Raw genomic sequence first — 13,036 nt, 5'->3', positions numbered from 1 at the left:
AGTGGATCGTCCCTCCAATAATGGTGCCGGTTTTCCTCGGTCTGATGATTGCCGGAGCGGTCATTATCCAGTGGTGATGCCGCGGCAGCGGATGTCCGGCGCGATGCGCCATTGAGGCGCCGCCGCGCCGTCGTGGTGGGCGAAGGCCGCGTTCCGCGAGGAGTCGTGGTGTGAACGTACGCCAACAAGAGGAGGACTCCATGTCGCTCACACAATTCCGCATCGATGACGGACCGCATGCCATGGACGGGTTGCGGCTTTTTGCCCGAGATGGAACTGAACCGGTCGAAGCGTTCATAGGCCGCAAGGTGATGGACGTCTGGGCCGAGTCGATTGAGCACCTTGGTGGAAGACAAAGTCTGTTCCGCAGTCAATACAACGCGCTTGGCAAGCTGAACCTTGCGGCGCTTGAGCGGATCGTGAGCGCGAAATACCAGCGCGGCGCCGCGGCCAACCGCCAACATCCCTTTGTCGAGGTTCTGGTCTCGGACATCACGGAAAGCGGCGAGGTTCTAAATCTAAGTGAACTCGTGCGCGAGCCTTTGCCGCCGGCATTTCATAGGCTGGCTTGAGATCTGCCCCGCGAACAGATGGCGGATGTTTCGTAAGAAGAAGGTCTTGTGACATGCCGCTCACACGAGTCGGATTTCGGCACTACGACTATGACCAGATGGTGGTTCGGAAGTGGCATGCGCAATTCAGCTCCGCTGCCATGGACGACCTGGATGGATCGACTGGAAGGCATCCATCACCACATCGCCGGTGCGTACCTTTTGCGGTACGCTCAAGAGCGGTCTTGGAGAGGGACAACGGCCGTCTGTCGAACGGTGAGCAAGTCAACCGCCTCGCAGCTTTGTCTTTGAAGCGTGGCGAGTCAGTTGATTTTGGTAGCTATTGGCCGCGGCACTCGAAAGATGTTCATGCCTAAGCAAAAGCTTCGCGCGCACGAAGAAGTCTTTAAAGATCATGTCTCCGGTCAGTATGACGAAACCATGTTTCGTTTCAGAGTGCCGGGTGGCTGGATTTATACGCACACTATTATCCGGTTTGGTTCGGTCGATAAAAACTATGTAGCCGATACTTTCGTTCCTGACTCTACAGTGGACGTGGATCTTGCAATTCATCCCACGGATGATCCGCGACGCGATCTATGACTTGGTCGCGCGCAACCACTATCGCTGGTTCGGCCGTTGTGACGCTTGCATCCTGCCGAATTCGGATCGTTCGTGGCCATCGTGAGCCGCCCCGAGACTGCGGGACGGTGGCGCCTGGCGTCGGCCGGCATGGCGAAGGAAGCAGCGTTACTGCAATTCAACTCAGTCCCAGACGCAGGCGAGCAGTTAAAGGCACTTGGCCACGACGATCACCCCGAACGTGGGCAATCTGATCGGCTATTCCTATCGCAAGCCCGGCGACTACAAATTCTCGCAGGCCTGGTACGAGCGCGCGCTGAAAGCCGATCCGGACCATTTACTGACGTCAGTATTACGACCTGTGTGGCAAATTGAGCAGGGCAACCGCGATCAAACGCACGAAAATGCAGAAAGGCCGGGCATAGCTGCCGGGCCTTTCTTTTTCTTTTGAGCGCTGCACGGTTGGACTTAGAAATCCATACCACCCATGGCGCCCATGCCGCCACCCGCAGGTATGCCGGCGCCTGCGTTCTTCTTCGGCACCTCGGCCACCATGGCTTCGGTGGTGATCAGCAGCGCCGCAACGGAGGCCGCGTTCTGGATCGCTACGCGAACCACCTTGGTCGGATCGATGATGCCCTTGCCGACCAGGTTGCCGTACTCGCCGGTCTGCGAGTCGAAGCCGTAGGCGTACTGGTCCTTCTCGAGGATCTTGCCGACAATGACGGAGCCGTCTTCACCCGCATTCATTGCGATCTGGCGGGCCGGATAGGAAAGCGCCTTGCGCACGATCTCGACGCCGGTCTTCTGGTCGTCGTTCTTGGTGCGAAGCCCCTTGAGGTGCTGGGAGGCACGGAGCAGGGCGACGCCGCCGCCCGGCACGATGCCTTCCTCGACAGCCGCGCGGGTCGCATGCATCGCGTCATCCACGCGATCCTTGCGCTCCCTCACCTCGACTTCGGTCGCGCCGCCGACGCGGATCACTGCGACGCCACCCGCGAGCTTGGCCAGACGCTCCTGCAGCTTCTCGCGGTCGTAGTCCGAGGTGGTTTCCTCGATCTGCGCCTTGATCTGCTGCACGCGCGCCTCAATGTCGGCCTTCTTGCCGGCGCCGTTGACGATCGTGGTGTTTTCCTTGTCGATCATCACCTTCTTGGCGCGGCCAAGCATCTGCAGCGTGACGTTCTCGAGCTTGATGCCGAGATCTTCCGAGATCGCCTGGCCGCCGGTCAGAACCGCGATGTCCTGCAGCATGGCCTTGCGGCGATCACCGAACCCCGGTGCCTTGACGGCCGCGACCTTCAACCCGCCACGCAGGCGGTTGACGACGAGGGTGGCGAGCGCCTCGCCTTCGACGTCTTCAGCGACGATGACCAGCGGCTTGCCGGTCTGCACCACGGCCTCGAGCAGCGGCAGCAACTCGTTCAGCGAGGACAGCTTCTTCTCGTAGACGAGAATGTAGACATCATCCATTTCAACGCGCATCTTGTCGGCGTTGGTGACGAAGTAGGGCGAGATGTAGCCGCGATCGAACTGCATGCCTTCGACCACCTCGAGTTCGGTCTCCAGCGACTTGGCTTCCTCGACCGTGATGACCCCCTCGTTGCCGACCTTCTTCATGGCGTCGGAAAGGAACTTGCCGATTTCGGCGTCGCCGTTGGCGGAGATGGTGCCGACCTGGGCGATTTCCTCGTTCGAGGTGACCTTCTTGGAGTTCTTGACGAGGTCGGCGACCACGGCTTCCACCGCTAGGTCGATACCGCGCTTCAGGTCCATCGGGTTCATGCCGGCGGCAACCGACTTGGCGCCTTCACGGACGATCGCAGCCGCGAGCACGGTCGCGGTGGTGGTGCCGTCGCCGGCCGCGTCAGCGGACTTGGAGGCGACTTCGCGCACCATCTGCGCGCCCATGTTCTCGAACTTGTCCTCGAGCTCGATCTCCTTGGCGACGGTGACGCCGTCCTTGGTGATGCGGGGAGCGCCGAACGACTTCTCGAGTACGACGTTGCGGCCCTTGGGGCCGAGCGTCACCTTGACGGCGTTGTTGAGGATGTCGACGCCGCGCAGCATGCGGTCGCGGGCATCGACGCCGAATTTGACTTCTTTCGCTGACATAATGATCTCCGTTTTCAACTGGTCAGATCCCAAAGGCCGCGCAACTGTGCGGGTTCTTGAGGGATGAGATTTGAATGCGGGCCTCATCCTTCGAGACGCCGGCTACGCCGACTCCTCAGGATAGGGAAGTCTAGCTGGCGCTTACGCGGCCTTCTTCTTGGCGGCCGGGACGTCGGTGAGAACGCCCATGATATCGCTTTCCTTCATGATCAGCAGTTCCTGACCATCGAGCTTGACCTCGGTGCCGGACCACTTGCCGAACAGCACGCGGTCGCCAACCTTGAGATCGATCGGAATCAGCTTGCCGGCTTCGTCGCGGCCGCCTGGGCCGACCGCCGTGATTTCGCCCTGTGAGGGCTTTTCCTTGGCAGTGTCCGGAATGATGATGCCGCCAGTGGTCTTCTCTTCGGCTTCGATACGCTTGACCACAACGCCGTCGTGAAGCGGACGGAATTTCATGGCGGTCCTCCTGGGTTTGGTTTTTGTTTGAAATTGGCACTCAAGGTTGCCGAGTGCTAGTCACCTTGCACATATGCCTGCGTTGCGCAGGCACAAGGCCTCATGACCGGTCTCTACGTGACTTGCTTTGAATTTGGGAATGTTGCGAGGGTCCGCCCACCTCGCGCTCGCGCAAGATGCTGGCAACCACTTTTCGCTAGCTTTCCTACGCGGTACGCAGTCAGTGACTACTCAACACGTTGGCCCGCACGCCAGCCCATTTCCCAGAAGTCGGCCTCGAGACGGGTGGCTTCCTTAAAAATCGCGATCAGCTCTGCCTCGCGGGTCGGCGTGGCGTAGAGATCGGCAAGACCATCAAGGTGCGCCCGCGCTTTCGCCGCGACCTCTTGGTATGCTGCACCGGCATACTCGGCGATCCACACGCGATATGGGTTCGTTGCTGCGTGCGCATCGGGTCGCGAGGCGAGCCGCGTCGCGATCCTCGGCGCAGTCGGCTTCGAGGATGGCCTGATTGACGGCTTTCCGGTCTCGCACCACTTGCTCTCGTCAAATGGTTCTGGTCCCATCGCCCAACTCCGACTTAAGGTGGCCCGATGTATCGACCTGATCACTTTCGCGTCGACGATCTAACGCAAATGCACGCGTTGAGCCGCGAACGGCCGTTCGCGGCTCTTGTATCTATAGGGCCGGTCTAAGATAGAGAATCAATTTGCCGCCGACTTGGTTCGTCGATTAGGAGCGGCCGAGTGTTCGCCGTCTACAACCGACGCGGCGGAAGCGAACATCATGCCGTACAAAATCACTGATCCGTTCTGCAATTTAAGCACTGACAAGCGGCCGTCCGGGAAGTATCAGGTCGGCACGTTGTGAAGGGCGGCCGTAAACGTGAAAATCGCGATCTTGTCATCGATCGGACGATCGCGACTTTTCGAAGGAAGTGCCTTTGCGCTTTAGCGCTAAACAGACTTTCTGTTAGGGTCGCGACGCCGACCCTGGAAAATGAAACAGGAGAGTTCTGTCCATGATCGAGGGGATTAGCGCGGTCACACTGGGCACCCACGAAATGCCACGAGCAGTCCGATTCTACTGCGCGCTCGGGTTTGAGGTCCTGCATGGCGGGGAAGATTCGTCATTCACCAGCTTTCGAGCAGGAACGAGCTATCTCAACCTCATCACCCAACCTACCGAGCGGCGCTGGTCCTGGTGGGGGCGGGTAATCTTCTACGTTGCCGATGTTGACGCACTTTACGACCGTGCACTCGCAGCGGGATACCAGCCAGCTACCGTGCCCCTCGATGCCGAATGGGGTGAGCGTTTCTTCCACCTAATTGACCCCGATGGCCACGAACTCAGTTTCGCTCGGCTATTGCTCGCGGGTTCAGTCCAATAGCATCTCGAAGCAGCCTGCCATTCCAAGAGGCGCTCGGAGAGCGTATGGTGTTCCGACTATCCGCTGAACCTGGGAGGCAATCATGCAGTTCAGGACAATCGGACTACTGTTGCTCGGCGCGATGGCGTTTCCCGCCTCCGGGACCGCGCAAACCGCCCCCGCTCCACCGGCAATTACACGAACAGTGGTCGCCGCAACCAAACTGCCGACCGTCACGGACGTGCCGCTCCACTTTAAAGCGGTGAGCGTCACTCTTCAGCCGGACGAGAAGAGCGCCGTCTCGGCGGCCAACGGCATCCTCTACCAGATGTCAGGATCGACCGAGGTCGTGCTCGATGGCAAGACCAAAACGCTCAACGCCGGCGAGGGGCTGTTCGTCGCCGGCGGAAAGACCGCGACTCTGGCGGCGGGTAGCGCGGGGCCATCTACGTTCCTCCACTTTTTCCTTACTCCCGCTGTGGACCTGGGTCGGCCTGCCGAGACGGCACCTGCCGCGGTGAGAGAATTATATCGCACAGCAAATCCGATCGCCGACCTGAAGCCAGGCGGTTATGATCTCAATCTCACGCGAGTCACATTTCCGGCGAGGATGCCCTCCAACCCGCCACACCATCGGTCGGGCGCGGCTTTGTACTTTATCATTTCCGGCACCGGGGCGAACACGGTAGACGGCAAGACAGAAGCAAGGGGACCAGGCTCCTTGATCTACGAACCCTACGCCGTCGTGCATCAATGGGGAAACCCAGGCAACGAGCCGTTGGTGTTCTTGGCGTTCAACATCAATCCGGAAGGTGTGGCAGCCGTGCTTCCGGGCGCACCAGCAAACAATCAATAGCTAACGGCGGGCGGACCGCCGCATCAGAGGACCGCTCGATTCCACAATTTCCAGGAAGCGCTCGACATTGTTTAGGAAGTTACTGAGCTTGCCGAGACCGACAGCCATCACCCTGAGATCCAATTCGGCTGGAGTTATGCCACTGTCTCTCTGAGCACCGATAAACTCAAGGGACTGCCTGTGAAAGCATCATGGCGAGTGGTTACTTGATCGCCCCGGATAGGTCCCTCGACTTCAAGCAGTGAGAAGCTACGATATGAACTGGCGAAATTGAACCGTGGTGCCACGAACGGTCGCACCGTCACCGTGTTCGGCGGAACCGGCTTTCTCGGCCGCCGCATCGTTCGGCATCTGCGCTCTCGCGGATTTCCCGTTCGGATCGCGTCAAGGCACCCGGATCTGGGGGACAGACAGTTTGGCCCTGATGATCCGCAGCTTCAATCCATCCAGGCGGATATTCAAGACGAGCGGTCAGTCGCGGATGCGCTTGCCGGCGCCTACGGCGTTGTAAATGCGGTTAGCCTTTACGTTGAGCACGGACAGGAGACTTTTCATTCCGCTCACGTCGAGTCTGCCCAACGGGTAGCGGCTCAAGCACACCGTGCCGGAGTCGATCGGCTCATTCATATTTCAGGAATCGGCGCCGACGCCGCTTCGCCATCCCGCTACATCCGAAAGCGCGGCGAAGGCGAACTGGCAGTCCGGGCCGCGTTCGTCGAGGCACTTTTCATCCGCCCGGCGGTGATGTTCGGACCGGACGACGCGTTTCTCAATACCATCCTCACACTCCTCCGCCGGCTTCCAATCTATCCGATGTTCGGCCGCGGCGCGACCAGATTGCAGCCGGCCTATGTGGAGGATGTTGCGGAGGCGATTGGTCAGATCATGCAGCGAGCGGAGACACCTTCAACGATCTTCGAGTTAGGCGGCCCTCGTGTCTACTCTTACGAGGAGTTTCTTAGAGTGGTGGCGCACCAAGCTGGACTTGCGCCTCGACTGATTCCAATCCCGTTTGCCGTTTGGCATGCACTCGCTTGGGCCTCCGAAATACTCCCGAGTCCACTCCTCACGCGCAATCAAGTAGAACTGATGCAAATCGACACCGTGTCATCGCCGGAGGTGCCTGGATTTGTTGAACTTGGGATTACGCCGCACTCGGTCGAGGCAATACTCCAGAAGATGCTGCCGAATTCCGGATGAAAGAGGCTCCTCGGTTAATCCGCTTCAACGGTTGACAGTCAATAACTCGCTCCACAACACCAGCCTCTCGATGATACGCTAGGCGAGTTTTCGTGCCCGGCATCAGACGGGGGTGATCTTTCAATCCTGGGCCTCCGCGGCGGCTAGGACGAGACCGCGGAACACGATCGTTCGTCTTGCTGCCGGAAGTGTCCGGACAACAAGGACGACAGACATGTCCGACCGAATGTTCCTGACGCTCAACGAGGTTATCGAACGCTACCGCGGCCAGGTCAGCGAGGGCACCTTACGCAACTGGCGCTCCATGAGAGTTGGACCGTCGTTCCTAAAAATCGGCAAGACCGTTCTCTATCCCCTTGAGGAACTCGATCGTTGGGAAAGCCGGAACCTCATCGTCTGCTGACGCTCCAGACTACTCCTTATGGAAGAGGCGAGTGAGTAACCGTGCCATCGTCGATCACACGAAACAAACGCACCGGATCTGAGTTGCGACGACAACGGTTGCGACAAGGTTGATATCGATTCGGAATCCGTGATTTGGTGGGATCGTCGATTGCTGACAAGAACTCCGTGTGCTTGCCAAGGCTTATCACGATTGAGCATGATGCACCTACCCCCGACCAATACCCCAGTGATTTTGGATCATATCGGAAACTGTTGTTTTCTAACGAGATTTCACTTTGAGTTTGCTGGTGCACAAAGATCCCACTCGATACCCCACTTGTACGTTTGGTCACGACTGATCCCGCAGGTGGGGTGATCGAGCATGACATTTTGCAAAGTATGAACGGTTTGTGGTCCGATCGAAGAGTCCGCAGCGCCTGGCCAGGGTCCGCTCTTGTGCGCATCGAACAAATAGATCGTGACGAAGAGGGAGGAATTGACCGATCGCCGTTCACAACTGAACCACCACAAGCTCCCCCAGCGCTCCCCCTCACTGAGCTTGCTCCAGCAATCATTCATTCTCCGCTGCAATCTGAAGACCCGGAGCTCAACTCTGCGCAGGTTAGGCTCTCACGGAGCACTTAGGTTTCCGCAGTCGACGACTTAGCACGACCCGTACGGCCAAATCAGTCCCCAGCCCGGTTTAGGTCAGGTAATGGCGCAGAATCCGACCAAAACTTTTGTCGTCGTGCGCTTCCGAGTCCAACCCATTTGGACATTTAACAATCCGCACTTACAGGTTGTTTTGAGAGCGAGACCGACTACGCTACAACCATGGGCATCAGAAATGAGAGCTGCTCATTAATCGGAGCGTTGCGACACCGGAGTGCGGCATGACCTGGCGGGAATCGGTTGCGGCACTTCGTCTGACAAAGAGGGCAGTTGCCACCGAGTTGGTTGCTTTCTATTTTCTCTGGGCTAGCGCGCTAACGCCCAGCCTTGCGGAAACCTCACCACCTCAGACCGCCGGCGTACCTATATCCGCTGGCCAGATCGACAGCGCGATCGTTAGCCTCGACGCTCTTGCCGCCGACATTATGAAGAAGAGCGGCATACCAGGGATGGCGGTCGCGGTGGTGCGGGACGGCAAGACAGTCTACGCGAAGGGTTTTGGCGTCCGGAAAATGGGGGAGAGCCAGACGATAGACGCAGATACCGTGTTTCAGATCGCTTCGCTTTCGAAGTCCCTCGCGGCCAGTGTGGTCGCCCACCAGGTTGGAGCGGGCATCGTCCACTGGAACACGCCCCTCGTGACACATTTGCCTTGGTTTAAGTTGATGGACCCGTGGGTCACCCAGCATGTCACCATTGGCGACATGTTCAGCCACCGCTCGGGTTTGCCGGAACACGCTGGCGATGATCTAGAAGATCTCGGCTATGATCGGCGAACCGTGCTGGAACGACTGCGCCTCTTGCCGCTCCGCGGCCTCCGAAACGTTTACGCCTACACGAATTTCGGCCTGACGGCGGCGGCGGAGGCGGTGGCTGCTGCCTCGGGCAAGGACTGGGAAAGCCTTTCCGAGGATGTTCTTTACAGGCCACTCGGCATGACCGCGACCAGCTCACGGTTTGCCGATTTCAAAAAGCGGTCGAACCGCGCTGTCGGACATGTGAAGATTGGCGAGACCTTCCAGCCGAAGTATCAACGTTTACCCGACGCGCAATCGCCGGCGGGCGGCGTCAGTTCGTCGGCGAATGATCTCGCCCGATGGATGGCTCTGGTGCTGCAGCACGGCACATTCGAAGGTGGCCAGATCATTCCAGGGGATGCGCTGCTTCCAGCGGTGACCGGCGAGGTCATTTCAAGCCACTCCTCCACAGTCGACGCACGGCCAAGTTTATACGGGTACGGATTCGGCGTTGGAATTACACCGGCGGGCCGGATGATGATCAGTCATTCCGGTGCCTTCGCGTTGGGGGCCGGGACCCATTATGCAATGATCCCGTCGGCGGGGGTCGGGATTGTCGTGCTGACTAACGCGGAACCGAACGGCGCAGCGGAGGCCCTCGGTGCCTCTTTCACGGACCTTGTCCAGTTCGGGATGGTCACGCGAGATTGGTTTGCCGCCTACACAGCGGCGATGGCGGAGCTCGTGGCGCCTACGGGCGATCTTGTCGGCAAGTCACCGCCCGCCACTCCAGCGCCGGCGGCAAAGCTTTCATCCTATGTCGGTACCTATGCCAACCCTTATTTCGGCAATGCCGAGATCGCAGAGGTAAGTGGCCATTTGGAGCTGAAGATCGGTGTTTCGGACAGACCATGCGTACTGACGCACTGGGACGGTAACGTGTTTTCGGTTAGCCCTTCCAGTGAGAATCAAACCGACGGTTCGCTGTCGTCGATCACATTCAAACAGGCCGGCAATGGTACGGCCCGCGCACTGACGATAGAATATCTCGATGGCAACGGGCTCGGTCTATTTTTGCGACGTTGAAAGGCCCCTGTGCCGGCGTTGTTCTGTTGACCGTAGAAAAACAAGATCACTCAATTCGTCATCCGGCGCCACCAAGACGACGTCAGAACCTCCAACCAAAATTGCCGGCTGAAAATCGCGGGATGAACGCGCGAACGGGCACGAGCTGGCAGGTATTGCGGACTCGGGAAGCAGCGTCTGCTGTCAGCGTTCTATCGGACGTCGCGGGCCTGCGGCCAAATCGACGCGATTGACCCAAGGCGGAAATTCACACTCAGCTTATTCAAATTGGCTCAGTAAAGGTTGTCGCAACGATTTTATGCAAGGGCCCCTCAATTACCGCTCAAAGTGCTAGACTGCCCATCCCACTGGTCCTTGGAAGGGACAAATGCGGCGGGAATTCATCTGGGTTCTTGCGGGGACTGTTGTCGCGTGGCCGCACGCGGCAAGCGCGCAGCATGCAGCAGGGGCAGATCGGGCGCACGCCAGCGCAAGAATTAAGCAAGGGCCGAACCGTGCAGGGAGAGAAGCATGCGAAGCGGGCGCGCGTTTGCTGCCGCGATGTCGTGCCTGTTGCTGCTGGGCAGCATAGCGATCGCGGGCGAGCCGAAGCAAGGCGGTATTTTCCGGATCTATCACCGCGACAGCCCCGGCAGCGCGTCGATCCATGAGGGCGCGACCAATTCGATCAACATCCCCTTCATGCCCGTCTTCAACAACCTGGTCATCTATGACCAGCACATCGCGCAGAACAGCTTGGACAACATCCGCCCCGAGCTCGCGGAAAGCTGGGCGTGGAGCGCCGACAAGAAGACGCTGACTTTCAAGTTGCGGCAGGGCGTCAAATGGCATGACGGCAAGCCGTTCACGTCGGCTGACGTCAAATGCACCTTCGACATGCTGATGGGCAAGTCGCAGCAAAAGTTCCGCCAGAACCCGCGCAAGACCTGGTACGACCAGGTCAATGACGTCACAACCAACGGCGACTACGAAGCCTCCTTCAATCTGAAGCGGCCGCAGCCCTCGCTGCTGGGACTGCTCGCCTCCGGCTACACGCCGGTCTATCCCTGCCACGTGTCGCCAGGCGACATGCGCACCAAGCCGGTGGGCACCGGACCGTTCAAGTTCGTCGAGTTCAAGGCGAATGAATCGATCAAGCTGACGCGCAACCCCGACTACTGGAAGAAGGGGCTGCCGTATCTCGACGGCATCGAATTCAACATCATCACCAACCGCTCGACCGCGGTCCTCGGCTTCATCTCCGGCAAGTTCGACATGACGTTCCCGACCGAGGTGACCATCCCGCTGCTCAAGGACGTCAAATCGCAAGCGCCGAATGCGGTATGCGTGCTGGAACCGAACAACGTCTCCACCAACATCATCGTCAACTCGTCCAATCCGCCTTTTGACAATATCGACGTGCGCCGCGCGCTGGCGCTGGCGCTCGACCGCAAGGCTTTTATCCAGATCCAATTCGAGGGTCAGGCCGACATCGGCGGCACCATGCAGCCGGGTCCGGCGGGCTTGTGGGCAATGCCCAAGGAAATGCTGGAGACGATTCCGGGCTACGGCCCCGACATCGAAAAGAACCGCGACGAAGCGCGAAAACTGATGCAGAAGGCGGGCTTCGACCCTGACAAGCGCCTGCAGATCAAGATTGCCACGCGCAATATCCCGATCTACCGTGACCCGGCGATTGTCCTTATCGACCAGATCAAAAGCATCTATATCGACGCCGAGCTCGACGTCGTCGATACCGCGCAGTGGTTTCCGAAGGTGGCGCGCAAGGACTATTCGCTCGGCCTCAATCTGACCGGCAACGCGGTGGATGATCCCGACCAGTCCTTCTACGAGAATTATGCCTGCGGCTCGGAGCGCAACTATACCGGCTATTGCAATAGGGAGATCGAAAAGCTGTTTGACCAGCAATCGGCCGAACCCGACATCAACAAGCGCAAGAAGCTGGTGTGGGAGATTGACAAGAAGCTGCAGGAAGACGTCGCCCGCCCGATCATCTTCCACAGCCGGAGCGGCACCTGCTGGCAGCCCTATGTCAAGGGCGTCACCATCATGGTGAACAGCTCTTATAACGGCTATCGTTACGAGGACGTGTGGCTGAACAAGTAGGGTCCGCTGCAAAGCCATTTGCTGCACTGCACGAGTCCGGCTGTGGCACGTTTGAGACATGGGGAACGGCACTGAAGATGTCCGTTCATCGGGGTAGACCAGAAGTCATCAGCGGACGGTGAAGACGACGCGATTGACCCCAACCGGACGTTGCGCACGCCAAGGCAGGAACTATGGTATCCTCCGTTAACGCGATAGGACGGTTCGGTGAAGCGGCGGACCCTTAAATGGCCTTTGCTGCTCGTGCTGAGCGTCTTCGTGTCTCCCGGGTCTCGAGGAGGACCAACGTCGTGAAGCGGGACTTCGACCTCATCGTCTATGGCGCGACGGGTTACACCGGCCGTCTCATCGCCGAATATCTGGCGACGTCCTACCGCGGCGACGATGCTCCGTCCTGGGCGATTGCGGGACGCTCGACCGACAAGCTTCAGAAGGTGCGTGCCGACATCGGCGCACCAGACGATTTGCCCTTGATTCAGGCGGATGCCGCCGAGGCGGCGAGCCTGCGTTCGATGTGCGAGCGTGCGGCCGTGATCATCACGACGGTCGGGCCTTATCAGCTCCACGGTTCCGAGCTTGTGGCGGCCTGCGCGGCCACGGGCACGGCCTATGTTGATCTGTGCGGCGAACCGGCTTGGATGCGGCGCATGATCGACGCCCATCACGAAGAGGCGAAACGGACCGGCGCGCGCATCGTCTTCTCCTGCGGCTTCGATTCCATCCCGTTCGATCTCGGTGTGCTCACGCTGCAGGAGAAGGCGCGCGAGAAATTCGGTCGCCCGGCGCGTCGGGTCAAAGCCCGCCTGCGCAAGGTGAAGGGCGGCATGTCTGGCGGCACCGCCGCGAGCGCTCAGGCGACGTTGGCTGCCGCCGCGCGCGACCCGGCCCTGATCCGGCTGCTGACCGATCCCTTCGCCTT

Annotated in this window: 12 protein-coding genes and 2 pseudogenes; 11 read left to right on the top strand and 3 right to left on the bottom strand. The window is 59.3% G+C overall.

Features of this window, described 5'->3' with window-relative positions; translation table 11 throughout:
- The first annotated feature begins 200 nt into the window (after positions 1 to 200).
- From AC5ZGW_RS38090 to AC5ZGW_RS38080, 3 genes are all read left to right on the top strand, one after another.
- Positions 201 to 572: a signal transduction histidine kinase gene (locus AC5ZGW_RS38090; RefSeq protein ID WP_130227899.1), complete on the top strand. Its 372-nt coding sequence runs from the start codon at positions 201 to 203 to the stop codon at positions 570 to 572.
- 348 nt (positions 573 to 920) lie between these two features.
- A complete protein-coding gene (locus AC5ZGW_RS38085; protein ID WP_130227898.1) occupies positions 921 to 1,154 on the top strand; it encodes a hypothetical protein in 234 nt (77 codons plus the stop codon).
- A 196-nt stretch (positions 1,155 to 1,350) separates the two neighbouring features.
- Positions 1,351 to 1,584, top strand: coding sequence for a hypothetical protein (locus tag AC5ZGW_RS38080; protein ID WP_463327056.1), 234 nt, complete (start codon positions 1,351 to 1,353; stop codon positions 1,582 to 1,584).
- 17 nt (positions 1,585 to 1,601) lie between these two features.
- On the opposite strand, the gene groL is transcribed toward AC5ZGW_RS38080, so the two are convergent.
- From groL to AC5ZGW_RS38065, 3 genes and pseudogenes are all read right to left on the bottom strand, one after another.
- Positions 1,602 to 3,248, bottom strand: a complete 1,647-nt coding sequence (gene groL / locus AC5ZGW_RS38075) for a chaperonin GroEL (protein WP_130227897.1) — start codon at positions 3,246 to 3,248, stop codon at positions 1,602 to 1,604.
- A gap of 141 nt (positions 3,249 to 3,389) precedes the next feature.
- Positions 3,390 to 3,707 carry a co-chaperone GroES gene (locus AC5ZGW_RS38070; RefSeq protein ID WP_130227896.1) on the bottom strand — a complete coding sequence of 106 codons (318 nt, stop codon included), beginning with the start codon at positions 3,705 to 3,707 and terminating at the stop codon, positions 3,390 to 3,392.
- A gap of 227 nt (positions 3,708 to 3,934) precedes the next feature.
- Positions 3,935 to 4,186 (bottom strand): annotated as a pseudogene (locus tag AC5ZGW_RS38065) (thiaminase II/PqqC family protein); the annotation flags it as partial.
- Between the two features lie 542 nt (positions 4,187 to 4,728).
- Here AC5ZGW_RS38065 and AC5ZGW_RS38060 point away from each other — a divergent pair.
- From AC5ZGW_RS38060 to AC5ZGW_RS38025, 8 genes and pseudogenes are all read left to right on the top strand, one after another.
- The gene (locus AC5ZGW_RS38060; RefSeq protein WP_130227895.1) at positions 4,729 to 5,097 is read left to right on the top strand and encodes a VOC family protein; all 369 of its coding nucleotides are present in this window, start codon (positions 4,729 to 4,731) and stop codon (positions 5,095 to 5,097) included.
- Between the two features lie 82 nt (positions 5,098 to 5,179).
- Entirely contained in the window at positions 5,180 to 5,932 is a 753-nt protein-coding gene (locus tag AC5ZGW_RS38055; protein ID WP_130227894.1) for a cupin domain-containing protein, read from the top strand.
- Between the two features lie 90 nt (positions 5,933 to 6,022).
- Positions 6,023 to 6,142 (top strand): annotated as a pseudogene (locus tag AC5ZGW_RS38050) (4a-hydroxytetrahydrobiopterin dehydratase family protein); the annotation flags it as partial.
- Between the two features lie 60 nt (positions 6,143 to 6,202).
- Entirely contained in the window at positions 6,203 to 7,132 is a 930-nt protein-coding gene (locus AC5ZGW_RS38045) for a complex I NDUFA9 subunit family protein (protein ID WP_245474886.1), read from the top strand.
- Between the two features lie 214 nt (positions 7,133 to 7,346).
- A complete protein-coding gene (locus AC5ZGW_RS38040) occupies positions 7,347 to 7,535 on the top strand; it encodes a helix-turn-helix domain-containing protein (protein ID WP_130227893.1) in 189 nt (62 codons plus the stop codon).
- 874 nt (positions 7,536 to 8,409) lie between these two features.
- Positions 8,410 to 10,011, top strand: coding sequence for a serine hydrolase (locus AC5ZGW_RS38035; RefSeq protein ID WP_130227892.1), 1,602 nt, complete (start codon positions 8,410 to 8,412; stop codon positions 10,009 to 10,011).
- 510 nt (positions 10,012 to 10,521) lie between these two features.
- Positions 10,522 to 12,117 (top strand): ABC transporter substrate-binding protein, encoded by a 1,596-nt coding sequence (locus AC5ZGW_RS38030; protein ID WP_130227891.1) that lies wholly within the window; start codon positions 10,522 to 10,524, stop codon positions 12,115 to 12,117.
- A gap of 290 nt (positions 12,118 to 12,407) precedes the next feature.
- A partial coding sequence (locus AC5ZGW_RS38025; RefSeq protein ID WP_496114056.1) for a saccharopine dehydrogenase family protein occupies positions 12,408 to 13,036 on the top strand: 629 nt, incomplete at its 3' end.

This window comes from Bradyrhizobium sp. Crot121 (assembly GCF_059512385.1).
Note: the sequence above shows the minus strand (reverse complement) of the source record. Positions and strands in the feature narration are given on the sequence as shown.